The sequence below is a fragment of the Vibrio sp. 10N.286.52.C3 genome (assembly GCF_041468865.1).
Lineage (GTDB): Bacteria > Pseudomonadota > Gammaproteobacteria > Enterobacterales > Vibrionaceae > Vibrio > Vibrio crassostreae_C.
In genome coordinates this window covers 1-25999 of the sequence record NZ_JBFRJM010000041.1, presented here as the reverse complement: position 1 = coordinate 25999, position 25999 = coordinate 1, and the positions used below count along the sequence as shown (strand labels likewise).

General features: G+C 42.5%; 19 protein-coding genes. 15 read left to right on the top strand and 4 right to left on the bottom strand.

Annotation, left to right across the window (positions count from 1 at the left end; all coding sequences use genetic code 11):
* Nucleotides 1-315 precede the first annotated feature (315 nt).
* The 11 genes from AB4138_RS15330 to rmf all read left to right on the top strand — a co-directional run bounded on the left by AB4138_RS15330 (nt 316) and on the right by rmf (nt 18315).
* Nucleotides 316-999, top strand: coding sequence for a hypothetical protein (locus tag AB4138_RS15330; RefSeq protein ID WP_372306644.1), 684 nt, complete (start codon nt 316-318; stop codon nt 997-999).
* A 218-nt stretch (nt 1000-1217) separates the two neighbouring features.
* On the top strand, nt 1218-3824 hold the full coding sequence (pepN, locus tag AB4138_RS15325; protein WP_372306641.1) for an aminopeptidase N: 2607 nt from the start codon (nt 1218-1220) through the stop codon (nt 3822-3824).
* A gap of 219 nt (nt 3825-4043) precedes the next feature.
* Nucleotides 4044-4262 (top strand): DUF2835 domain-containing protein, encoded by a 219-nt coding sequence (locus tag AB4138_RS15320; protein WP_081325156.1) that lies wholly within the window; start codon nt 4044-4046, stop codon nt 4260-4262.
* 228 nt (nt 4263-4490) lie between these two features.
* A complete protein-coding gene (locus tag AB4138_RS15315) occupies nt 4491-9332 on the top strand; it encodes an NAD-glutamate dehydrogenase (RefSeq protein ID WP_372306638.1) in 4842 nt (1613 codons plus the stop codon).
* 330 nt (nt 9333-9662) lie between these two features.
* A complete protein-coding gene (gene pyrD / locus AB4138_RS15310; protein ID WP_017063847.1) occupies nt 9663-10673 on the top strand; it encodes a quinone-dependent dihydroorotate dehydrogenase in 1011 nt (336 codons plus the stop codon).
* A 205-nt stretch (nt 10674-10878) separates the two neighbouring features.
* Nucleotides 10879-11427, top strand: coding sequence for a cell division protein ZapC (locus AB4138_RS15305; RefSeq protein ID WP_372306636.1), 549 nt, complete (start codon nt 10879-10881; stop codon nt 11425-11427).
* A gap of 506 nt (nt 11428-11933) precedes the next feature.
* Nucleotides 11934-14054, top strand: coding sequence for a bifunctional 23S rRNA (guanine(2069)-N(7))-methyltransferase RlmK/23S rRNA (guanine(2445)-N(2))-methyltransferase RlmL (rlmKL, locus tag AB4138_RS15300; protein WP_017059679.1), 2121 nt, complete (start codon nt 11934-11936; stop codon nt 14052-14054).
* 25 nt (nt 14055-14079) lie between these two features.
* Nucleotides 14080-14340, top strand: coding sequence for a glutaredoxin family protein (locus tag AB4138_RS15295; RefSeq protein WP_019823251.1), 261 nt, complete (start codon nt 14080-14082; stop codon nt 14338-14340).
* Nucleotides 14318-16234 (top strand): ABC transporter ATP-binding protein, encoded by a 1917-nt coding sequence (locus AB4138_RS15290; RefSeq protein WP_017068914.1) that lies wholly within the window; start codon nt 14318-14320, stop codon nt 16232-16234. The genes AB4138_RS15295 and AB4138_RS15290 overlap by 23 nt, the downstream gene beginning before the upstream one ends.
* Nucleotides 16235-16243: 9 nt before the next feature.
* A complete protein-coding gene (locus AB4138_RS15285; protein ID WP_372306633.1) occupies nt 16244-17980 on the top strand; it encodes a DUF3466 family protein in 1737 nt (578 codons plus the stop codon).
* 161 nt (nt 17981-18141) lie between these two features.
* Nucleotides 18142-18315: a ribosome modulation factor gene (gene rmf / locus AB4138_RS15280; protein WP_017059676.1), complete on the top strand. Its 174-nt coding sequence runs from the start codon at nt 18142-18144 to the stop codon at nt 18313-18315.
* A 252-nt stretch (nt 18316-18567) separates the two neighbouring features.
* Here the strand turns inward: rmf and fabA are convergent, their stop codons facing one another.
* Together fabA and AB4138_RS15270 are read right to left on the bottom strand one after the other, a co-directional pair.
* Nucleotides 18568-19083, bottom strand: a complete 516-nt coding sequence (gene fabA / locus AB4138_RS15275; RefSeq protein ID WP_017059675.1) for a bifunctional 3-hydroxydecanoyl-ACP dehydratase/trans-2-decenoyl-ACP isomerase — start codon at nt 19081-19083, stop codon at nt 18568-18570.
* A gap of 70 nt (nt 19084-19153) precedes the next feature.
* Entirely contained in the window at nt 19154-20806 is a 1653-nt protein-coding gene (locus AB4138_RS15270; RefSeq protein WP_372306630.1) for an AAA family ATPase, read from the bottom strand.
* Between the two features lie 189 nt (nt 20807-20995).
* On the opposite strand from AB4138_RS15270, the gene matP reads away from it, so the two are divergent.
* The 4 genes from matP to AB4138_RS15250 all read left to right on the top strand — a co-directional run bounded on the left by matP (nt 20996) and on the right by AB4138_RS15250 (nt 23565).
* Nucleotides 20996-21451: a macrodomain Ter protein MatP gene (gene matP, locus AB4138_RS15265; protein WP_017059673.1), complete on the top strand. Its 456-nt coding sequence runs from the start codon at nt 20996-20998 to the stop codon at nt 21449-21451.
* Between the two features lie 23 nt (nt 21452-21474).
* A complete protein-coding gene (locus AB4138_RS15260) occupies nt 21475-21783 on the top strand; it encodes a DUF3634 family protein (protein ID WP_017059672.1) in 309 nt (102 codons plus the stop codon).
* 105 nt (nt 21784-21888) lie between these two features.
* Complete coding sequence (locus AB4138_RS15255; RefSeq protein WP_017059671.1) at nt 21889-22200, top strand: hypothetical protein; 312 nt, start codon at nt 21889-21891, stop codon at nt 22198-22200.
* A 144-nt stretch (nt 22201-22344) separates the two neighbouring features.
* Nucleotides 22345-23565, top strand: a complete 1221-nt coding sequence (locus AB4138_RS15250; RefSeq protein WP_017066879.1) for a hypothetical protein — start codon at nt 22345-22347, stop codon at nt 23563-23565.
* 100 nt (nt 23566-23665) lie between these two features.
* Here the strand turns inward: AB4138_RS15250 and AB4138_RS15245 are convergent, their stop codons facing one another.
* Together AB4138_RS15245 and AB4138_RS15240 are read right to left on the bottom strand one after the other, a co-directional pair.
* Nucleotides 23666-24268 (bottom strand): DUF2971 domain-containing protein, encoded by a 603-nt coding sequence (locus AB4138_RS15245; protein WP_017059669.1) that lies wholly within the window; start codon nt 24266-24268, stop codon nt 23666-23668.
* Between the two features lie 338 nt (nt 24269-24606).
* Nucleotides 24607-25209 (bottom strand): porin family protein, encoded by a 603-nt coding sequence (locus AB4138_RS15240; protein WP_017059668.1) that lies wholly within the window; start codon nt 25207-25209, stop codon nt 24607-24609.
* Nucleotides 25210-25999 lie beyond the last annotated feature (790 nt).

Below are 25999 nucleotides of genomic sequence, written 5' to 3'. Positions count from 1 at the left end.
ACCTGTTATAAGGTGATTGTTTAAAGACGTACTATTTGAAAAGCGAGCTTAGGCTCGCTTTTTTTGTACCTGTGTTCTTGCCTCGAATAATGTCATGTTAACGGCATGCTTCCTCGCTTTTTAACTTGCTGCAGAACCACTGTTATTTGATTTTCGGCTGTGAAGTACACTGTAAAAATAACTAAACTTAAGTATTATTTTTCGAGTGATAATGACATTTAAGTTACTTCGCACTTAAAATTTAGTGACTTAGATCATATTTTTTCGCTTTCTATTCATTACGTGCCTAAGCTTAAAGAAAACGAGGGGACGCTTATGAAATGGATTCTACTATTTTTATCTTGTTTAAGTTTTGTGGCTTTTGGGAGCGAGGTCGCTTCGAATAACCAACAATCAAAAAGTGATAGTAATCTATCTCATTTTGACCTTCCTTTGCTGCTTGGTGATTGGTATTTGATGAATCCTGATCCTGAGCAAGGCACTGAAAACTTTAGAGCGATCAAGCTCACTCTTGATTCAAACTACTCATTCACTATCGATATCCAAAAGAAAGACTACAGTGTCGATCATTGGGAAGGTTTGTATAACGCCAATGAAGACACGATTATTTTGGGTTTGAATACCTCAGAACCTCAGGTTTACGCGTACAGCAGTAATCACAACATGCTGAATCTTAACGGTGTTATGTTCACTAAGGCCTTGCCAAATGCATTGGCGGGAATCTGGTCAAGTGCCCAACTGTCTGGAAGCGATCTACGTGCGAGTAACATTCAAAAAATGGATTTAGTCCTTCAGCCGGACTTTATATTCATGTTCCGAGTATCAGATGAAGAAGGTGGTGAAGTCATTCGTCGCGGGGTGTATTACACAGAAGGCGATCAACTAGTGTTACTTTATGAGAACGGTGAACACGGCACTCGATATACACTGAACAGCGATGTGTTAACGCTGCAAGGTGAAGAGGGAGATATGTTTGCGGTACTCAATCGCATTCGATAATCGTGAGTTTTAGCAGTAACGGCGTACTCGTTGATAATATTGTGCACAGTTCATTTCTTAGGCGTTCCTGTCTGATTTGATTGATAAAATAGCAAAACATGGAGGCATTTTCTTACAATGCCTCCTTTTTTTAATATTCCCCTTGTTTTATTGGCGCTCAACCTTTAGATATATACAGTTAAAAAATAATTACGTATAACGATCAAAAGGAACCCGTCATGGCACATACACCTCAAGCCAAGTATCGTAAAGATTATCAATCACCATCTCACACGATTTCTGAAATCGATCTTACTTTCGATTTGTACGACTCAGCATCCATTGTTACGGCTGTTTCTAGTGTTAAGCAGGAGAAAGACAGCACGACATTAGTACTTGATGGTGAAGGCTTGAAGTTGGTTTCTGTTTTGGTTGAAGGCAACGAATGGACTCAGTACGAGCAGTCTGAAACTCAACTTACGCTGAATGACCTTCCAAAAGAATTTACTCTAACCATCGTTACCGAAGTTAACCCTGAAGGGAACAGTGCACTTGAAGGCTTGTACAAGTCGGGTGGCGCGTTCTGTACTCAATGTGAAGCTGAAGGTTTCCGCCGTATCACTTACTACATGGATCGCCCAGATGTGTTGGCGAAATTCACTACAACGGTAATTGCAGACAAAGCAGAGAACCCATTCTTATTAAGTAATGGTAACCGTGTAGATGAAGGTGAAGCTGAAAACGGTCGTCATTGGGTGAAGTGGCAAGACCCACATCCAAAACCAGCGTACTTGTTTGCTTTAGTAGCGGGTGACTTTGATGTACTTCGTGACGCATACACTACACAATCGGGTCGTAAAGTTGACCTAGAAATCTTTGTTGATAAAGGCAATCTAGACCGTGCGAGCCACGCGATGGTTTCTTTGATTAACTCAATGAAGTGGGACGAAGAACGTTTCAATCTTGAATACGACTTAGACATCTACATGATCGTAGCCGTTGATTTCTTCAACATGGGTGCGATGGAAAACAAAGGCTTGAACGTATTCAATTCGAAGTTCGTTCTAGCAAACGACCAAACTGCAACGGATACAGATTACCTAGGTATTGAAGCAGTAATCGGCCATGAATATTTCCACAACTGGACAGGTAACCGAGTGACGTGTCGCGATTGGTTCCAGTTAAGTCTGAAAGAAGGCTTAACGGTATTCCGTGACCAAGAATTCTCATCTGATCTTGGTTCTCGCGCAGTAAACCGTATTAACAATGTACGTATCATTCGCGGTCCACAATTTGCAGAAGATGCTAGCCCAATGTCTCATCCAATTCGTCCAGAAAAAGTGATAGAAATGAATAACTTCTATACTTTGACCGTGTACGAAAAGGGCAGTGAAGTGATCCGTATGATTCACACATTGTTGGGCGAAGATGGTTTCCAAAAAGGCATGAAGCTGTACTTCGAACGTCACGATGGTACGGCTGCAACATGTGAAGACTTCGTCGCGGCAATGGAAGATGCGTCGGGCGTTGACTTATCTCAGTTCCGCTTATGGTACAGCCAGTCTGGTACGCCGACGCTGTCTGTTGAAAGTAAGTACGACGCAGAGAAGAAACAGTACACGTTAACAACTCGCCAAGTAACAGCGCCAACTCATGAGCAATCGGAAAAACAGGCTCTGCATATTCCTCTTGATATCGAGCTGTACACAGCTGCGGGTGAAGTTGTTGAGTTACAATGTAACGGTAAGCCAGTTCATAATGTATTAGATGTGAAAGAAGCAGAGCAAACGTTCGTGTTTGAAAACGTTTCTGAGCAACCGATCCCATCATTACTTCGTGAATTTTCTGCGCCAGTGAAACTGGAGTACAACTATTCAGATGAAGAACTGATCTTCCTAATGGTAAATGCACGCAATGAGTTCTCTCGTTGGGATGCGGGTCAAATGCTATTGGCGAAGTACATTCGCAGCAACGTTGAGAAGGTTCAACAGGGTCAAGCGTTTGAGCTTTCTGATTCTGTTGTTGATGCATTCCGTGGCGTACTGCTGAGTGATTCACTAGAGCCTGCGTTTATTGCAGAAATGCTTTCTTTACCAAGCCACAATGAAGTATCAGGTTGGTATGAGCGTGTTGATATTGATGCGGTCGCATCGGTTCTTAACTCGATGAAAGTTACATTAGCTGCAGAACTTGAAGACGAGTTAGCGGCGGTTTATCACAGCCACGCACTAACAGAATACACGATCGATCACGATTCGATTGGTAAGCGTACTCTACGTAAAGTTTGCTTAAGTTACTTAGCTCATACTGGGCAGGGTAATGACTTGGTTGTTGCGATGTATCAACAAGCGAATAACATGACAGATACGATGGCAGCAATGGGCGCGGCAAACAGTGCACAACTACCATGTCGTGAAACCTTGATGGTGGATTACAGTGACAAGTGGAAACACGATGGTCTTGTTATGGATAAGTGGTTTGCATTGCAAGGTACAAACCCAAGTTCAAACGCACTTGAAGTGATCAAAGCGTCGATGTCGCACCAGGCGTTCAGTTTGAAGAACCCGAACCGTACCCGTAACTTGGTCGGTTCATTCTTAAACATGAACCCGGTTCAATTCCACGACAAGTCTGGTCAAGGCTATGCATTTGCTGGCGAGATCTTACGAGAACTGAACAGCAGCAACCCGCAAGTGGCTTCACGTCTGATTGACCCGCTACTTAAGTTCCGTAAGTACGATGATGAACGTCAAGCTCTTATCAAAAAAGAACTAGAGACGTTAAAGAACATGGACAACCTAGCAAAAGACTTGTTTGAGAAAGTGACGAAAGCACTAGAGGCTTAAGTCAGCGCGCATTCAGGTAACTGTTTGCTAATAAGCGGTTTACTAATAAACTGTTTGCTATAACGAAAGGCCATCAGTGGTAGAGAATATCTGCCACTGATTTTTTGTTTCTGGTTCATCGAATTTTCGATAAGCTAGAGCAGCTTCAAGTTCAGTTTCACCGTCAGACATCTAAAAGTGCCAAAAAACACTGGCACTGTATATTTATACAGGTATCGTATGAATCGCTATATTTTCCAACTTAACATCTCATATCAGCAGTTTTTGGCCAGCTATTCTGGTACGGCAAGTAAAGTTCAAGTGATAACAACAACAGGTTTACGCTTACAGTTACCTGCAACTCGATTCAGACCATTTCTTACACAAATAGGGGTTAGAGGGCAGTTTAGGCTGACAACTGACCAAAAAAATAAGTTTATTAAGTTAGAAGCTCTGTAAACCTTGGCATGCCTAGTGAGTTAAAAGGAATCTTAATCACATAATCAAACATTTCACCTCTTACCACCTCCAAAACAATTAACTATTTCTCAATAATGCTTTTACAATAAATGAATGCATTACCTTTGCTTAACTCGTTAGTAGAAAAGCGCTCAACGGCACGTTTCAAACATCAGATTAAGTGATCCCCCTAATAATAAAATATAATTCTAATTGTGGAGTGTGACTATGACCGCACGTGAAACTGTGGTTCCAGTTTTACTTGAAAAAGTTTACAAGCTGATTCAAGACAAACTTGACCTTGCTCATCGACCTCTCGTAACTCAACTTGCTCAACACTTGTTTAGTAACGTTTCTCACGACGATCTAACTCAGAGAAACGAATCTGATTTATATGGTGCTGTAGTTAGCTTATGGCATCACATCAATGAAAAGAAAGCCGACGAAATCTCTGTACGCGTATTCAACCCGACGGTAAGTCGTCAAGGTTGGCAGTCTACTCATACTATCGTTGAGATAGTCGTTCCAGACAGTCCATTCCTTGTTGATTCCGTAAAAATGGCATTGACTCGCCTAGACCTTTCTTCTCACCTTATGCTTCATAACCCAACACAAATCTCTCGCTCAGATAAGGGCAGTGTTGTCGGTGTAAGCAATAACGAAGGTGCATTCCAATCGCTTTTCCATATCGAAGTTGACCGTCTGAGTAGTAAAGCTGAAATGACAGCACTTAAAACGGAGTTGCTGGATATCTTTACCGACACTAGCTTAGTCGTGAACGATTGGTTGAAGATGGTTGAAAGACTTGAAGAAGTGACCAATCAAGTTGAACAGCAAAAAGAGAGCATTCCAGTAGACGGCCAGCGCTTTGATGAAACGTTGGCGTTTCTTCGTTGGTTAGGCCAACACAACTTTACATTCATGGGTTATAAGGAATATGACCTAGTTTCAGTTAACGGCGACACTGAACTGCAACCGACCAAGGAGCAAGGTCTTGGTTTGTTTGCGAACTCAGATCGTGTACGTAACGTTAAGCTATCTGAGTTTTCTGATTCGGCACGTCTTGAAGCGAAAAAGCCTTATGTGCTTATCGTAACCAAGGGCAACACGGCTTCACGCATTCACCGCCCAGCTTACAACGATTACATTGGTATTAAGAAGTTCGATAAGAACGGTAAGGTCATTGGTGAGCACCGCTTTACTGGTCTTTACACATCTGCCGTTTATAACCAAACCGTTGAAACGATTCCTCTTGTTCGCGAGAAAGTAGAACGTATTTTGGATGCGAGTGGTTACCGTGAAGGTTCATACTCTTACAAAGCGCTGCACAACATTCTTGAAAACTACCCACGTGATGAACTGCTGCAAGCTCGAGAAGAAGAGCTACTAGAAGTCGGTACGGGCGTAGTACAAATGCAAGATCGCGATCTCCTGCGTTTGTTTGTTCGCAAAGACCCGTTTGGTCGTTTCTTTAGCTGCATGGTTTACGTAACAAAAGATCGTTACAACACTGAGCTTCGTCGCCAAACACAGCGCATCTTGAAACAGTACTTTGGTTGTGAAGAAGAGGTTGAATTTACAACGTACTTCTCTGAAAGCCCGCTAGCAAGAACGCACTATATTGTTCGTGTTGATAACAACAACATGGATGTGGACGTGAAAACAATTGAGCAAAATTTAATGGAAGTATCGTCTACGTGGGATGACCGTCTGTCTGAATCTATCATTGCAAACTTCGGTGAAAGCAAAGGTCTTCCATTGTCGAAAGAGTACATGCGTGCATTCCCACGTTCGTACAAAGAAGACATGATGCCAGGTTCTGCTGTTGCGGATATTGAACGTTTAGAAGCGCTAAGTGAAGACAACAAACTGGGTATGCTTTTCTACCGTCCTCAAGAAGAAGCGGCAGATTCAAAAGCCGTTCGTTTGAAGTTGTTCTACCACAGCGATGAGCCAATTCACCTTTCTGATGTTATGCCAATGCTTGAAAACTTTGGCCTACGCGTTATCGGTGAATCTCCATATGAAGTGCGTAAAACCAACGGTGTGACCTATTGGATCCTTGATTTCTCGATGTTGCACAAGAGCGATAAGACCATTGATCTTCGTGAAGCTCGCGATCTTTTCCAACAAGCCTTTGCGGCAATCTGGGCGGGTGAGTTAGACAGCGATGGTTTCAACCGCTTAGTACTTGGCGCTGGTCTTTCTGGCCGTGAAATCTCAATCTTACGTGCTTATGCTCGTTACATGCGTCAAGTTGGTTTCCCATTCAGCCAACAATATATTGAAGACACATTGTCTCATTACCCAGAATTAGCGAAAGGGCTAGTGAGCCTATTCGGCAAGCGTTTTGACCCGAAACTGAAGGGCAGCGTAAAAGGCCAACAAGATCTTATTAAGAAGATCACTGAACAGTTGGATCATGTAGAAAGCTTGGATGATGATCGTATCATTCGTCGCTACATGGAAATGATCACTGCAACGCTTCGTACTAACTACTACCAAGTAGACGAGAATAAGCAGTCTAAACCTTGGTTGGCTCTGAAAATGAGACCAAGCGAGATTCCAGATATCCCTGCGCCGGTTCCTGCGTTTGAGATCTTCGTTTACGCACCAGACATTGAAGGTGTGCATTTACGTGGCGGTAAAGTAGCACGCGGTGGTTTACGTTGGTCAGACCGTCAAGAGGACTTCCGTACTGAGATTCTAGGCCTAGTTAAAGCGCAACAAGTTAAGAACACGGTTATCGTACCGGTTGGTGCTAAAGGTGGTTTTGTTTGTAAGCGTCAACACACTATGTCTGGCCGAGATGAGATCTTTGCTGAAGGTCAACGTTGTTACAAGCGCTTCATCCGTGCCTTACTAGACGTATCAGACAACATCATTGAAGGTGAGGTTATCCCACCTAAGAGTGTTGTTCGTCACGATGAAGATGACCCGTACTTGGTTGTAGCTGCCGATAAAGGTACCGCGACATTCTCAGATCTAGCGAACTCGGTAGCTGAAGAGTACAACTTCTGGTTAGGTGACGCGTTTGCCTCTGGTGGTTCTAACGGTTACGACCATAAAGCTATGGGTATCACGGCGAAAGGTGGTTGGGAATCTGTTAAACGTCACTTCCGTGAAATGGGCATCAACTGTCAAAGCACAGACTTCACTGCAATTGGTGTCGGTGATATGGCGGGCGACGTATTCGGTAACGGTATGCTGCTATCTAAGCATATTCGCTTACAAGCTGCGTTTAACCACATGCATATCTTCATTGACCCGAATCCAGAATCAGCATCAAGCTGGGTAGAGCGTGACCGTCTGTTTAATCTGCCTCGTTCAAGTTGGGAAGATTACAATAAAGACCTGATTTCTCAAGGTGGTGGCATCTTCTCTCGCCGAGCGAAGTCTATCTCTTTGACACCTGAAATTCAGAAAATGCTGGGTACCAAGAAAGCATCAATGGCACCAAACGACTTGATCAAAGCGATCTTGTCTATGAAAGTTGATCTACTTTGGAACGGCGGTATTGGTACTTACGTTAAGTCTTCTAGTGAGACTCATACCGATGTGGGTGACCGTGCAAATGACGTGCTACGTATCGATGGCCGTGACCTGAAAGCTAAGGTTGTTGGTGAAGGCGGTAACTTGGGTATGACTCAATTGGGTCGTATTGAATACGCTCTAACGGGCGGTCGAGTTAATACTGACTTTGTCGATAACGTTGGTGGTGTAGATTGCTCGGATAACGAAGTTAACATTAAGATCTTCTTGAATGGCTTGGTGTCTAATGGTGATCTTACCGTTAAGCAACGTAACCAAGTTCTTGAATCTATGGAAGATGAAGTAGGTGAAATCGTACTAGACGACGCTTACTGCCAAGCTGAGTCTATCTCTGTTACTGAGCATCAAGGTGTAGGCTTAGTGAAAGAGCAAATCCGCTTTATCCACACAATGGAAAAAGCCGGGTACTTAGACCGTGGTTTGGAATACATCCCAGATGACGAAACGCTGCTAGAACGTGAGAAGCAGGGCCAAGCACTAACAAGACCAGAGCTATCAGTATTGATCGCTTACGGTAAAATGGTTCTAAAAGAAGATCTTGTGAGTGATGACATTGCGAATGATGAGTTCCATGCTCAACAACTGATGCAATACTTCCCAACAGAGTTACGCCGTAACTACTCTCAGCACATGGATAACCATCCACTTCGTGCAGAGATCATTGCGACTGCGCTTGCTAACCAAATGGTTAACGAGATGGGCTGTAACTTCGTGACTCGCTTGCAAGAAGAGACGGGCGCGAACATTGTTGATATTGCGAATGCTTACGCGGCATCACGTGAAATCTACGGCCTGGGTAAGGTATTGAAGAGCATCCGTGAACTGGACAACATCTCAAGTTCTGAAGCTCAATACGAATTGCTTTACCATGTACGTCGTACGCTTCGTCGTCTAGCACGCTGGTTGCTAAGAAACCGTACGGGTAAACAGTCAGTGAACGCATTGATTGAGCTTTACCAAGGTGATGTGGCTGCGATTACTGAAAAACTGGACGAAAACTTAGTAGCTTCAGAAGTAGAAGAGCATCAAGCAATGGCTCAACTATGGATTGATCAAGGTGTAAATGCTGAGCTGGCTAATTCAGTGGCTCGTTTGTCTAGCCTGTACTCAGCACTGGATATATCCACAGTAGCCCGTGAAACAGGTAAAACAGTACAACAAGCGTCTAAGCTTTACTTCAACCTTGGCGACCGTTTGTCACTGCACTGGTTCTTGAAGCAAATCAATGGCCAAGCTGTAGACAACAACTGGCAAGCACTGGCGCGTGCGGCATTCAGAGAAGATCTGGATTGGCAGCAACGTCAGTTAACTGGCCAAGTACTTAACTGTGGCTGTGCTTCAGACATCGATGTGATTAAAGCGCTTGATGACTGGATGGAAAGTAACTCTGTTTCTCTACATCGTTGGGAAAGCATCCTGAACGAATTCAAAGTGGGTTCTGTTCATGAGTTTGCTAAGTTCTCAGTAGCACTGCGTGAATTGATGCTGTTGAATCTAAACTGTATGTCGAAAGACTAGTCACTAGATAAGACGAAACACTATAAGGGCAGGCCACAAGGTCTGCCTTTTTCGTTTCGGTAAAGTGGAAACAATAGGCCTAACGACTTTTGAAGAACAAACTTCGACGCACGCGTTGTTTGTTGTTAAGCGAGCAGGTGGCTGTACTAAGGTTGAGATTAGAAATAGCTTAATAACTTGAAGAAACGATAACGTTTGCTTAATAATGAATCTCATTCGTTAGCAAACTCGATTATCTTACCCTTACAGACAGTAATAGATTGAATAGTTGGGTAAATAAGTAAATAATATCGCCCCGTTTACACGGGGCTTTTTTCTATCGGAGGCACAATGCTTTACCGTCTAGCCAGAACTGGCTTTTTCCAACTTGATGCCGAAAAGGCACATGATCTTGCAATTCAAAATTTCAAGCGCTTCACAGGCACACCTATTGATCTTTTGTATCGCCAACAATTACCTCATCGACCTGTAGAGTGCATGGGTCTTACTTTTAAAAACCCAGTTGGCTTAGCTGCCGGCCTAGATAAAAACGGCGAATGTATTGATGCATTTGGCGCAATGGGTTTTGGTTTCGTAGAAGTAGGAACAGTGACTCCACGTCCGCAAGCGGGTAACGACAAACCTCGTTTATTCCGTCTTGTTGAAGCTGAAGGTATTATCAACCGCATGGGCTTTAATAACCTAGGCGTCGACAACCTTGTTGAGAATGTTAAGAAGTCGAACTACGATGGCATCTTAGGCATTAACATTGGTAAGAATAAAGACACACCAATTGAAAAGGGCGCTGAAGATTACTTGATCTGTATGGAGAAGGTATATCAATACGCTGGTTACATTGCTGTGAACATCTCTTCACCAAACACTCCAGGACTTCGTTCTCTACAATACGGCGAAGCTCTAGACGATCTATTGTCTGAACTTAAAACGAAACAATCTGAACTGGAAGAGAAGCATGGTAAATATGTTCCTCTTGCTCTTAAGATTGCTCCGGATCTAAGCGACGACGAAATTCGCCAAATTTGTGAATCATTGATCAAAAATAAGATCGATGGTGTGATCGCAACAAACACAACATTGGATCGTTCAATCGTTGAAGGTATGAAACATTGTGATGAAGCGGGTGGCCTAAGTGGACGTCCTGTTCAATCTCGTAGTACTGAAGTAGTTCGTAAACTTCACGAAGAGCTGGGTGACAAACTGCCGATCATTGGAGTAGGTGGTGTTGACTCGTATGTTGCTGCAAAAGAGAAAATGATGGCGGGCGCGAAGCTTGTACAGGTTTACTCTGGTTTCATCTACAAAGGCCCAGGCTTAGTTGGCGACATCGTTAAAAATCTATAAGCGGAAATTGCTTTTATTTTTGAAAAGCGACAATCTGGCATCGTCTTACTAAAAGAGACACTGTAACTCACTGAGTTGTAGAGAAAAGCGATAAGAAAGAGGAATTCATTTCCTCTTTTTTTTTGCCTATTGCTCAGTAAAATTACTGTAATTGAAGGTAATTTTGCGTTTTACCTAATGGAATGGTTCAACAGTGTGAGACGAAATGATGCTTAAACCTAGCGATACATGGAGTTGGTATTACGATGAGCAGCAATGTTCATTAATGCTAAACCTCGGAGAGGATATGATTTTCAAAACGAATCTGGTCCGCAATAAGCTGGTGGACTGCGCGTTTAGAGATAATGAATTCACCGTTGATGACGCATCTTCATACCAAACCTTCAAAGAACAAATTTCTGGCTTAGAACTGTCTGAGCCTCGTCAAGCTGAACTCGCGCTTTATTGCGTGGCAGCAAAGCGCTTCCACAAGCCTGTACAGCCTAAGAGTTGGTTCTTCGACTCACAGGGCGCTGGCCACGAATATCCTCAGGAAGGGGATATCGTACAAATGAATAACGAGCATAGCTTAGGGTATTTCATTGTATTAGAAGTGGGAGAGTGTGCGAGCCTATGTGCATTTGTCGACCTAGAAGAGTTTCTGCTTACATCTTCAAAAGGGTTACGCTTTGGCGACTCGATTAAGGTCATGCACGATAGAATGATAGACGCGAACGCTATTCTTCATCAAACGCACATTGCTATGGTCGGTTAGCCTTCAATTTAGTCCATCATCCCTCACACATCGCAACGCATCAACCTGTCAAATCTTCCCCAAAATCGGCTCATTAGCCGATTTTTTTGTGCCTAAAAAACCTCATCCTGATAAATACATCACTGCTTATCCATTTAAATAGTGAACTTACGACTATTTTTTCACCTTAATTTCTGCCTGTTTTTATCTCCAGAAGTGTAATTTTCCCATCTTTATTCCCTGTTTTTGCCCTTTTGTAGCTAACTTTCACCCTTAAATTTCATTTGGTATATACCAATTTTAGGGTGAATATAAATTCACATTGTCGCTTTGGTCGGTATTGGGTCCTGAATCGTGTTGGTTTGATAAGTCTTATGTTCTAAGGGGATGTGGGTAAGCGATCGCTTCAACACTGTGCGTTTGCTAGCCAGTTAGAAGAAAGATTCAATGAAAAGACGAGTTTAGTGTGATGCTCTAGTAACAAATTCAGGTATAATCGAGCTCATTTTTATCAATAAAAGAACACTATGAATCAATATCTAGCGGTTACCTCAAATGGCCTTGAGAATTTATTAGTTGAAGAACTAACCCAACTAGGGATTACAAACGCAAAACCTGTTCAAGCAGGTGTTAAATTCAAAGCCACCAATGAGCAAATTTATCGTTGTTGTTTGTGGAGCCGTTTGGCTTCTCGATTTGTACGTGTCCTTTCTGAATTCACTTGTATGGACGACATGGATTTGTACCTATCAACCACTGCGGTTAACTGGGTAAATCAATTCCATAGCTCTAAGCGTTTTGTTGTTGACTTCAATGGTACGAACAACGAAATCCGAAATAGCCAATACGGTGCAATGAAAGTAAAAGATGCTGTTGTTGATTGCTTCGAGAAGAAGTCTCTACCTCGTCCTTCTATCAGCAAAGAGAACCCAGACATTCGTATTCACGTTCGTCTACACCGTGATAAAGCGATTCTTGGTGTTGATATGGTGGGCAGCGGTCTTCACCAACGTGGTTACCGTCCAGAATCAGGTCGTGCACCACTGCGTGAAACACTTGCTGCAGCGATTCTTCTTCGTAGTGGTTGGGATGCGACTAAGCCTTTCCTAGACCCTATGTGTGGTTCAGGTACGTTAGTGATTGAAGCGGCAATGATGGCTGCAAACATGGCTCCAGGTGTTAAACGCCAGAAGTGGTGTTTTGAATCACTAGAAGATTTCGAACCAGAGCTTTGGGCTGAAGTGAAAGCGGAAGCGAACGTTCAAGGTCGTCGTGGCGTTAAGAAAGTAGAATGTAAGTTCTATGGCTATGACAATGACGAACGCATGATCAAAACAGCGCGTGACAATGCTCGTCGTGCGGGTGTTGAAGAGTTGATTGAATTCGAAGTAGGCGATGCTGCAAAGCTTAAGCGTCCTACAGAGTTTACTGATGGTGTGATTGTTTCTAACCCGCCTTACGGTGAACGTCTTGGTACCGAGCCGGGTCTTATTGCACTTTACACAGCATTCGGTGCACAGCTCAAAGCTGAATTTGGTGGCTGTAACGCATCTATCTTCTCTAGCTCAGACGAGCTACTAAGCTGCTTACGCATGCGTGCAGATAAACAGTTCAAGTTGAACAACGGTGCGTTACCGTGTCACCAAAAGAACTACTCAATTTCAGATCGTCCGATGTCAGAGCGTCCATCAGGCGAGCAAGAACAATTGATTGCACCTGATTTCGCGAACCGTCTTAAAAAGAACATCGGTAAAATTGGCAAGTGGGCTAAGAAAGAGCAATTAGATTGCTACCGTATCTACGACGCTGACCTACCAGAATACAATGTAGCGATTGATGTATACCCAGGTCACCTTGTGATTCAAGAATACGCAGCGCCTAAAGATGTACCGGAAGAGAAGGCAAAACGTCGCTTAACCGATATCATCCGTGCTTCTATTCAAGTAACAGGCGTAGAAGCAAACAACGTTGTGCTTAAAGTTCGTCAGAAACAGAAAGGCCGTTCTCAATACCAGAAATTGGCTCAAGACTCATCGAACTTAGAAGTGAACGAGTATGGCGTTAAGCTGATTGTTAATCTTCATGATTACCTAGATACCGGGTTGTTCCTAGATCATAAGATCACTCGTCGTCGTATCGGTGAGATGGCCGCAGGTAAGGATTTCCTAAACTTGTTTGCTTATACAGGAAGTGCATCTGTTCATGCTGCTGTGGGTGGTGCTCGTTCTACAACTACTGTTGATATGTCTAATACCTACCTAGAGTGGGCGAAAGAGAACATGGAGCTTAACGGTCGTGTTGGTCGTCAACATCAGTTTGTTCAAGCTGACTGTCTACAATGGCTAGCTAAAGAGCAGGGTTCTTATGATCTGATCTTTATCGATCCACCTACGTTCTCTAACTCAAAGCGTATGGATCAATCTTTCGATGTTCAACGTGATCACATTCAGCTGATGGAAAACCTTAAACGTCTTCTTCGTGAAGAAGGCACGATTGTGTTCTCTAACAACAAGCGTCACTTCAAAATGGACTTGGAAGCTCTAGATGAGTTAGGTCTTAAGGCTCAGAATATCTCAGCGAAGACACTTCCATTGGACTTCTCTCGCAATAAGCACATTCATAACTGCTGGTTGATTACACATAAGTAGTTAAGAGATCGTATAAGGATATAGAGTGCTGACTCTCTACAGTACAGAAGGGTGCCATCTATGTGAGATGGCATTCCAACTCACGGAACAGTTAAACATTAGCCATCACGTCAACGTTGTTGACATTGCATTTGATGATGAGCTCTTTTCCCGTTACGGGGTCACTATTCCGGTGCTCAAATTTGAAAGCTCTGACCTTTCTCAAAGCTCAGAGCTTAACTGGCCATTTGGCTTGTTAGAACTTAATGATTGGTTAAAGAAGAATGGCATTACTTACAATTCATAATGGGCAATTAGCGTTTGGTGATCACCCATTATTAGATCGTGCGGACTTCGTGCTGCAAGAAAACGAACGTGTATGTTTAGTAGGGCGCAATGGCGCTGGTAAGTCGACATTGATGAAAATCCTATCTGGAAACATCATCATGGACGACGGTAAGATGCAAATCACGCAAGATGTGGTTGTGTCTCGTCTAGAACAAGATCCACCGCGTAATGAACAAGGTACAGTTTATGACTATGTTGCTGGTGGCCTTGCTGAAATCGGCGAACAGCTGAAGATCTATCATGATCTTCTGGATCTCATCGCGACAGACCCAAGTGAAAAGAATCTAAACCGCCTTACTCGCGTTCAAGAACAACTGGATCATGCTAATGCATGGCGTTTTGAAGATCGCGTAAGTAACGTATTGGCAGCACTTAAGCTGACTGCTGAAACCAAACTGACAGATTTGTCTGGTGGTTGGCAACGTAAAGCGGCACTTGCTCGTGCGCTTGTATGTGACCCTGACGTGCTTCTACTCGACGAACCGACTAACCACTTGGATGTTGCAACCATTGAATGGTTAGAGGGCTTCCTGAAAGACTTCCGCGGTTCAATCATCTTTATCTCGCATGACCGTGCGTTCATTAAATCGATGGCAACACGTATTGTCGATCTTGATCGCGGTAAATTGAGCTCTTTCCCGGGCGATTACGAAAATTACCTTGTTGAGAAAGAAGAGGCGCTTCGTGTTGAAGAAATGCAAAACGCTGAATTCGATAAGAAGCTTGCTCAAGAGGAAGTTTGGATTCGTCAGGGCATCAAAGCTCGTCGTACTCGTAACGAAGGCCGTGTTCGTGCGCTTAAGAAGCTACGTGAAGAACGTTTGAACCGTCGTGAAGTGCAGGGCAAAGCGATTATCCAAATCGACGATGGCCAGCGTTCAGGCAAGATTGTATTTGAAGCTGAGAATCTTAACTTTGGCTTTGAAGGCAAAGAAATTGTTAAGGACTTCAGCTTCAACATCATGCGTGGCGATCGTATCGCTCTGATTGGTCCTAACGGTTGTGGTAAGAGTACGGTACTTAAGCTGCTTCTTGACCAGCTTAAGCCTGATTCAGGTCGTTTGCATTGTGGTACTAAGCTTGAAGTCGCTTACTTTGACCAATACCGCGAAATTCTAGACCCTGAGAAGTCTGTAATTGATAACCTCGCGGATGGTAAGCAAGAAGTGACCGTAGGTGGCCGTGAGCGTCATGCTCTAAGCTACTTACAAGATTTCTTATTCTCTCCAAAACGTGCTCGCACTCCTGTTAAAGCACTATCTGGTGGTGAGAAAAACCGTCTGTTATTGGCGCGTATTTTCCTTAAGTCGAACAACTTGTTGATTCTCGATGAGCCAACCAACGATCTAGATATCGAAACTTTGGAACTTTTAGAAGATTTGCTTGCCAACTATCAGGGTACGCTGCTTTTAGTGAGTCACGATCGTCAGTTTGTTGATAACACAGTGATGACAAGTTGGATCTTTGAGGGTAATGGCGTTATTGAAGAATTTGTTGGTGGTTACCACGATGCCCAGCAGCAAAGAAAGCAAGCATTAGAGTACCGACAGGTTGAAAAGCCATCAAAGCCTGAGAAAGTAGTTGAGGAAACTCCCAAAACTGCGCCAGTTAAGGCTAAACCTAAGAAGTTATCGTATAAGCTACAACGAGAACTAGAAGCGCTACCAATGCGTTTGGAAGAATTGGAAACTCAAATTGAAACTCTTCAGGAAGAAGTCAACGATCCAAGCTTCTTTTCAAAATCTGTAGAGCAGACACAACCAGTATTAGATAAGCTATCTGCAGCAGAGCAGGAGCTTGAAGTTGCTTTTGAGCGCTGGGAAGAGCTCGAGGCACTACAACAGGAAAGTTAAGAAGTAATAATGACTTGTACTAAATTCAAATTAACAACTGTTGCAGCCCTAGTTTTGGCTGCAACTAATGCCAACGCTGCGCTTTACAAGGTCGTTGAAGTCACTCCTTCAATTACAGGTGCCTCTGAAATCTATGGTGTGGCGATTCAACCTGGTGTTGCGACAGACGGAACGAATGAGCTTGCGTTAGGTTGCTTCGATTCAGCTGCAACCAACTGTACCGATAGTGCATTTAAACTTGCTGGTGAGACTCGCGATACGCTTGAAGCGGTAAGTTATCGTGAAGAAGTACCATTCGCAATGGATGCACCATTTCAGTACATTCAAGAGCGTGATGATTTCGAAAACTATTGTTATCGAGAGCTGAGATATTCTACATGTGAAAGCTGGGCTCAAAATCGTTGGAATGATACTTGGAATAAGGAAAGAAACGACCTTACTCATGTCAATGCGAAAGCCTTTGTTGAAGGTGGCGAAACCTTTGATAGCCGCAATACGGTAATTAACTCGCTTTATATAAACGATGCCGATGAAGTTGAGCCTTTGGGGGTTAAATCTGAAGGTGGTATTCGTAATAACGCGATGTTCACAACTACACCAAATGGGCCAACAGGCACTTCGGAAACTCGTGCATGGCACGCTATCAAAGCAAGTAACGACAAAGTTTACAATGTAGGTAGTGTATCTACGGAAGGAGCTAAAACGGATACGTCAGATACAACGTTTAGTTCAAAGGCGGCTATTTGGGATGGCACAATAACGAAAGAGATCGACTGGATTAGATCTGGTAACGCTCAACAGGGCGATTATTTTGCCCAAGGCAGCATGCGTTCAATTGTTGAATCGGACTCTCTTTTTTATGGTGTAGGCTATAATACTGCTGATGGAAACGGCGATCTACAAGATATGAATGCAAGTGTCTTTGTGAGTACTTCACTCGATCTCGCTACGGCAACGTGGACAACTACACAAATTAGCGGTGCAGAGGTTAAGTCTGGTTCATCTAACGATGATGCTAGATACAGTAACTCAGTAGCAACCGATATTAACGACAACTTGTTTGCAGTTGGATATTCAAAACGTAACGGTTATGTTCCTGAAAATGGAAGTGCCGGTAATAAGCCTTTTATTGTAACGGATGCTAAAAACCCAACAGCAACGTATTTGTCTGGCGGTATCTTCTTCAGTGGCTCAAGCGGTGAAGCTAAAGCGGTAAATAATTACAATGAACTTGTTGGCCAGATCGATGCGGAAACGACGCGTGAAGTCGATGGCAGCGAAAGAAGACACAGAGGCTTTATTTACCCTTACGATCTCCCGTCTTCAACTGATGAACGCCGTGTTGATATTTTTGGTGGTAAAGCATGGTGGTTAGATGACTTAACAAATGATGGTGATGCGTCTAGTCACAATAACCAATTTAGAATCATTGATGCGACGGATATCAATGATGCTGGCGTGATTTCAGCAACGGCTATCAAATGTACAGTCGACGGTAATGATAAGCCTTATGACACAACATCACACAACTCATACTGTGGTGGTGCCTCATCTAACGCAGCCGAAAAGGTTGTAGCTGTTAAGCTTATCCCAATCAAGGGAGCAAGGTATGACACTGGCTCTGACATTGATAGCGTAGTAACTCGTAGCACCGACACCGAGAAAGTTGAGCGCCAAGGTGGTAGCCTAGGTTGGTTAACTTTGACTGTGCTTGGTCTATTAGGGTTCCGCAGAAAATTTAAATAATTTTATCTCCTGAGCCCGAGTTCACAATTCTGAACTCGGGCTTTTTTTCGCCTTGAGAAAAGTGAAAATTTGACCGATTCTTAAAGTTGGAGTCACAAAAACTCCGTAAAGTTGTAATCATTGTATGTTAGTAAATGGAACACCCGTATGAGGACTGCACTATGAAGAGACAAAAGCGTGATCGACTAGAACGAGCACAATCTCAAGGCTACAAGGCTGGTTTAAATGGACGGTCGCAAGAAGCTTGCCCATATAGCCAAATGGATTCTAGGTCTTATTGGTTAGGTGGATGGCGTGACGCCAAAGATGACAAGCAATCAGGTCTCTATAAGTAGATAGGGCGTAAAGAATTCAAGGTCAGGGCTCCATTGTCTGTTGATTACAACGGCCGGAGCCTTGTTAGTTTCAGACGAGTGATAAGCTCCCCAGAGCTATAAAGTATTATAGTTTCGCTATCATAAGCGTATCGCTGGTGGATTTATCCTGTTTCAAGCTTAATACGGGATACTTTAATGCACTATAACTAAATTTATTGGAACGAAAATAAAGCAGCCATGGGCTGCTTTACTAAAAATCTAACTATTAGATTAGAATGCTGACGTATCTTGGAAAAGGCCAACTTTCAAATCTTTAGCAACGTAGATCTCTTTACCATCAACAAGTACGCGACCATCCGCAAGGCCCATAACTAGACGACGGTTAACAACACGCTTCATGTGGATCTCGTAAGTTACTTTTTTCGCTGTAGGCAGAATTTGACCAGTGAATTTCACTTCGCCAACACCTAGAGCTCGACCTTTACCTTCGCCGCCAACCCAACCAAGGTAGAAGCCAACAAGCTGCCACATTGCGTCAAGGCCTAAACAACCCGGCATTACAGGGTCACCTGGGAAGTGACAATCGAAGAACCATAGGTCAGGAGTAATATCCAGCTCAGCAAGAACTAAACCTTTACCGTAATCACCTTCAGTTTCAGACATTTTAGTGATGCGATCCATCATTAGCATGTTCGGTGCTGGTAGTTGAGGACCTTGTGGCCATAGTTCGCCTTGGCTTGATGCTAGAAGCTCTTCGCGAGTGTAAGAATCACGTTTGTTTTGCATTATCAATTACTCCGATTTTTGATAGGTGCATATTAGTGAACAGGTGTACGCTAAACAAGTCCGATCAGTACTAGACAAACCAGTTTTTAATGCGTCCAACGATTCCAATAGGGTGCTCATGTCTTTCAAAGTTTTCAATACGTTCCGCGATTTTGCTCAGAACGCTTTCTTGTTCATCGTCTCTAAATGGTTTGTTCATAATGAGAGGAATTGCTTCATCTACATTAGACACAGACCAAATATGGAATTCTTCATTCTTAATGCTTTCAATAAGGTCTGGCTTCAGTGCGAGGTGCCTTAAATTCGATCTTGGAAGGATCACACCTTGTTCGCCAGTTAAGCCATTGTGCTTACACACATGGTAGAAGCCTTCGATTTTTTCGTTTAGCCCACCAACCGCTTGTACACGACCAAATTGGTCCACTGCACCAGTAACCGCAATTTGTTGATTGATAGGGTATTCAGACAAAGCACTAACCAGAGAACACAACTCCGCAAGAGAAGCACTATCGCCATCTACTTCGCAGTAAGACTGCTCAAATACTACGGAAGCTGCGTATGGTAATGGATCTTCAAGGTTTAGTGCGCTGCTCACAAATGCTTGCATGATCATCATGCCTTTAGCATGAAGATTACCACCCAGCTCGGCTTTGCGCTCAACATCGGCAATATCACCATCACCAAAGTGAATAACACAGGAAATTCGTGCAGGTTCACCATACGATATTGGGTGTCCCGGTACATCGATGACCGTCAATCCATTAACTTGACCAACTTGTTCACCTTCAGTTTCGATAATGACTTGGCCATCACGAATATCATCAAGGGCGCGTTCTGGTAGATAAGATTCACGGTTGTATTTGTGCTGTTGAGCTTGCTGGATATGGTGAATATCAATCTCACCATTGTCGGCTTCAATCAAAGCTTCGTTCAATAACGCGTTGTGCCAAATAGGGCACAGTGGGATATAGCTTTGATCTTCGGTTTCTCTTGCTCCGGCAGTAAGAATGCCAGTCAACGCTTGTTGCGTGATGTTTGGTAATTCATAGCGTTGTTGAAGCCACTTAAGGTAACCAAGATATTGAGTCAAAGTCTCTTCAGAGAGCTTGATATCTTGTTCAATTTCGCTAAATAGGCAAAAGCCGGTTTGAATATCGCTGTCCAGGTAATCAAGGTCACCTAGTTGAGCTCTGTCTCCAACAACAATCAACTTAATGTTGTAAGTCAAAGGCAAAGTCGGGGATGGGTTCAAGTGCTCTGGATTACTGCTGATTGGTTCTACGGCTTCACCAAGCAGTGCTGATTTAAGCAGTAACCAGCTTCCTGGGTTGGCCAAGATCAAGTTTGCTGAAACGATCAGATAGCCGTTGTTTGCTCTAGCCAGTAGGCCGGGCTTTGTCGCTACAACCTTACCGTCTTTTGACTGAACTTGGTCAAACAGAGAGACAGCATTTAAAGACTCAGTTTTTATAACCGGTAGAGTGTGATCATCTAAAGCAGTGACTAGAGATTCAACAATCATTTGACGATAGATCGAATTGTCTGGAGCGTTTACAAGTAAAACACGCGAAAGGTTAGACAAACGGACAAAGCGGGTTAACGCATCTTTGAATCTATGTTGAATATCTGAAAACGGGAAAGGCGAGATGTCAGGGAATTGCTCTAATTGAGCGCTATATTCGTCGTACTGAGGCGTAACATGTCGCCAATCTACTTGAGTCATTTAAGTTTCTGATTATGATAATGAGGTAGGGAGTATATAGAAAAACCGATCTCGCTTGTAGCTCTATGTTGTAGTTACTAATCACTAAGCTAATATAAGTATGATCTTGGTCTATTCTTTCAAGATCATAATTGTTAAATAGCCTATTTTGGGTTACGCTGTCACTAGGATTAACTCTCGAGATTAGACATGAAATATCAGCAACTTGAAAACTTGGAATGTGGTTGGAAATGGAACTATCTGGTCAAAAAATGGAAAGAAGGCGAGTCGATCACCTGCCACATAGATTCAAGTGAAGCTGACGTTGCTGTTAAAGCCTTATTGAAGCTTGAACACCAACCTACAGGTGTCCTTGAGTGGATATCTAACAACATGTCTCCTGAGCTCGATAACAAGCTTAAACAAGCGATCAGAGCTAAGCGAAAACGCCACTTCAATGCTGAACAAGTTCATACAAAGAAGAAATCAATCGACCTTGATTACCGTGTATGGGAAAAGCTATCTCAACGTGCGAACGAGCTAGGTTGTACGCTCTCAGATGCCATCGAGTATTTGGTTAGCGAAGCGTCTCGTAGTGAGCAGGCCAGCAAGACGGTGACTAGCCTCAAAGAAGACTTAAGCAAGCTCCTTTCTGACGATAAATAACCATCAACAGTAGTGGTGACATTATGATGTACGTAATCTTAATCGGTGCGGTATTAGTTTTTTGGTTAGTAGCAGTCGACCGACCGGTATTGAAAATTAAATTTAGCGACGGGGCGATCGAACAAGTTAAAGGGCATCTTCCACCGAGCTTTAAGCACAACCTTCAAGAGATTGGTCATAACAATACCTTTAAAGGCGAGCTAAAAGTGTATGCAAAACGTTCTGGTTACAATCTCAAGTTCACTAAAGATGTTCCTAAAAACGTACAGCAACGTATTCGTAACGTGTTCCCGCATAATGGTTTTAAGTCTAAAGGCTCAAAGAAAGCGTAATCGTTGAGAGTTACGCGTTAGCTGGTCAATCCTCATACTAAGTTAATCCTTCATTTCTCTTAAATCTCCGCATACTGTTCTCACCCTCAACAAAGAGAGAGCAGTATGAGATATCTAGTATTACTATTATGTTTTTTATCCCCAGTCGCTTTTCCCGACGATGCATTGGTTAATCCTGTAGCTAAAAAGATAAAAGTCACCGTCATGAAAGGGCTCAACAAGAGTAATGTTGATTTCGAGGGTTATTGCGATCTGATGATTGAGATGAAGCACTCTAAAGGTTATGCAAGAATCAAAAAGGTGAGAACGTCTGGAGATAGTAAAGTTTGCAAGCAGGCGAAAAAACACCTACCGACGAAGAAAAGGTTCAAATACAGCTTTCCAGAAAAGTATATCCGGCTACATATCACACACTAGCCACTCTCAACGCACTATAACTAAATATCCTTGATTTTATTGAAACAATTTCGTGAACCAATCTCTAATTTCTATTAATATTAGTTTTGTTATAAAGGCAGGATATGCCGATACAAGAGCATTTACGGCAAAGGAAAGTCACGGTTGTTGTTAGCAAATAAAAGTTATACCCCTGAAGTAGTTGAGATCTCAAGGAAGGTCTCAATCAATGTTGAAGCTCGCTTTAATCGATGGTTAATCTCACCTGAATATAAGCTCGCACAATCTACAGTAGACACGTTACTAAGTTTGGAAAATAGGTATTGTGATAGTGTCATATTTGATGAATCTGACCGCATATCTCACAATCAACGTATTTTATTGCGCTGCGAGCAGGATAGAGTCAATGCTCATCGTGAAAAAGTCGACGCGAAGCAACAAACCTTACGATACGTTATCGATGATGTCAGCAATGCCGCTTCTGCGCTAATGCTTGAGAAGCTTCAAGGTACCTTAATAAGTTCGTTGTTTTCAGACTTACCCGATTACAATCAGTTCGCTAGTGTTGCGTATTCGCCATCTTTAAACTTTTCCAAACTCCATGAAATATCCGCGAAAAGTAGGCCATTGAGCTCAAGTTTAATCGAGTTTGTTTCCAATCAAGAGTTTGCAGATAAATATGGAAAGAAATCTAAGGTAATTCTCGATCCAAAAGTTGCAGCACGACAAATAGGAATAGAAAATTGTCGTTTATTGTTCCCATTGTTAATGAGTCAACAGCTGATTAAGTGGAATGATGGCAACATTAAACACATCACACCTAAGGTTTGGCAACACTTGGTCGTGACGTCAAATGCGACTCGAATTCGACTTCAAGAAACGTCGGTTAAAGATCCTAACGTAGGCATTTTACTTGGTGTGTTGAGAGTTCTGCCTTTGTTTTTAATTTGTAACCACTTTTCTTCAACGTTTGAAGACGCATTGGTAAAAACGATGCTTGGTTATCGTGAAGCAAGTGACAAGCATGACGAATATTATGCTTGTACTGAGGTGATGCCAAACACACAGTTTCTTGAATCAATGGTCGAGCAGCTAGAGCTTAAGCTACTAAAAAACCTCGTTGAATTTATAGATTGGAGCCCTGGAAATCAGTTCATCAAGAGGGCACTTCTAGAGGAAGTGAATGACATTCCAGTACTTGAGCGAACGGTTTATGGTGCAGCTTTGGCTCAAGGTAGAAAATATTCTGTTTTCGAGGCGTTAGATAATAGTGAACTATTTAACGTTAAGCACCGACCTTATTGGTTTTCAACTGTTCAAATGTCTATCGCGACGATTGAGCAGATGCAAGATAAAGGATTGGGAAAGCTTACGGTGAACATGTAATAAAAAGAGAGAGTCTCATTAATGTCGCTCTCTTTTTTGTTGCGCTGTAACTTTATGTGAATGTCTTGTTTTGGCGCTAAACAGTAGGATTACACTCTACTTAACTGACCACTTCGAAGGTAAACGACTCTTGCTTTGCTATTGCGTGTTTAACAGGGATACCAAGGCGCTGGCAAGTCATCAGAACTTTCAATTTCCTGTCGGCAGGAGCGTGCTCTGACAGAATCACCGAGCTTAGGCACTCTCTATTAAGGTAGAGTTTATTTCCGATCATCTCGTCATCAGGTAATACCCAGCGGTATTCCTTTTCATAACGCCAATTAGAATGCTTAATTTTGAATATCTCAGCTCCCAGTCTTGATGTTTGTAAACCTCTTAGCGATGCCGGGCGGAACATATTCGGTTCGTCTTCATACTGGACTTCAAAACAGTTGAGATTGGCCTCACCGTTATAGCAGTTGAGATCATACTCGATACACATGCCTTTAAAGTTGTCACCATACTGCGACCATAGTATTGGGTGGTCGTTCGACTGAGAGAAACACATGATCTTAAAGTTTTGTTGAAGCTCTTTGTTGAATGCGTGGTTAGATTCAAAAGGGTTATTAAAAGTTTTAGCGTAATCAAACCACAACGAACACTCGGAAATAGATTGTATGTTTCTGTCGTGGAGCGATCTGAACTTATAAAGTTTAGGCAACATATCAAACGCCTAGTTTACAAAATTGCCTGATGTTAACACTTTAATTTACTTTTAAGGATTGAATGCATAGCATTTGATTGCTTAATCACCAAATTTATTCGTATAACTGTTTGATAGATCAAAATTTAAACACGAAATAGTAGCCTGTTAAAGTGGTTTATTTTGCGTTAGGGCAAAGCTTTCAAGTTGTAACTTTTTACAGAAGATACAACGTAACTTTATTTATGGTTGAATTGTCTTGTCAAAGTAGAGGTCGAGTAGGGAAATAGGTGATCAAAATTAAAGCCGAGCTTTAAAAGGACGGCTTTAGTAGTATTGAGCCTACGAGTGAATCAAGTTTAGAAGTGGTACCTTGCACCTAGGTAAGCGGTTTGAGGTGACACATCGATGGATTCAATTTCAACGTTTGCATAGCGGTAACCAATATGGATATCGATGTTGTCTGTTACCATCGCACCAAGCTCAGCACCAACTTGGTAGGCTGCTTCAGACTTAGAGTCTGATACTCCAAAAGCTTTCGCTTCCATATCCATAGAGCCAACACCGGCTAATAAAGATACATACAGATCTAATACGTCACCTTCAACAATAAACTTTGGTTTAATGTTTACGAAGAAAGCATGGCCTTCAATATCCATTAAGTCGTTATAGCTAACTTTTCCGATTTTTCGGTACTCGGCTTCTAGCCCCAGTTTGACGACATCATGTGTATTGAATTCGTAGCCTCCAACCAAGTTATAGCTAAAGTCTGATAGATCAGATGAATCTTCAATGGCGCTGCCACGATATTCTAATTCAGTTTCATTATAAAAGCCGATATCAACACCAGCATAAAAATGACCATGCTCTCTAGGTGAGTTTTCGTTTTCACTAGCAAGCGCCTGCGAGCTGATGCCAAAAAAAGCGGTGAATAGCGATAGGGCGATTGTACTGATTTTCATGTAAAGCCTTCTAAGATAATAAGTTATTCAGTTCCAGAATATGTTAACAAACAAAAGATACTCTAACTAATTGAGAACTAGCCTAAAGATCTGATTTTAAAGACTTGTTGGTAATAGAAGTGTCATTATCGCAGTTATGAGACAAGTTAATATAGTCCAGACAGAGGTTAATAGAATTTATGTTGCACTGTAACTTACGATTAGCCAAGTCGTTTATAGAAGTTCGTTTTGGATGGCAACGCAGTTTGGTAACAATGACCGTTGGGCATCAGAAAATTCAAAGTTAGTGGTTTGAAAAACGAATACGGATGTTACTGATGACGTTGATAGTTGATTCAATTTGGTGAAGAACAAGCCAACATAGGTAAACAAGACTAGATGATTCGGGAGTTCGCTTGGTCTTTTGGGACCGTTAAATCTAGCGAACAAGAGTAACCAAGTCTTTTCAGTTTATTGGTAGTACGGACAATAGACCGAGAGTTAGTGGAAGCGTTAATCATCTAGGTTCTTTGGTAAGCAAAATCAGGGTAATAGCTTTTAACACTCAACCAGCAGAGACTCTGGACTAACTTTGGAGAGGCATCCGTAATTAGAAGTCTTAATTAAGTTTGAGCAGACATGTGATAAAGCCATCACGATTTAATCCAATTAACGCGGAGTCAAAGCCAGCCAGTAATTAAATAGATAGATTCATGCGGCGCTGTACGTAAAATTACGCGAGTAACAGGCCCTGAAACCTCTCAGATTTCAATCTCCTTTTTTGTCATGCCAACTGCGTATTATGGTTATG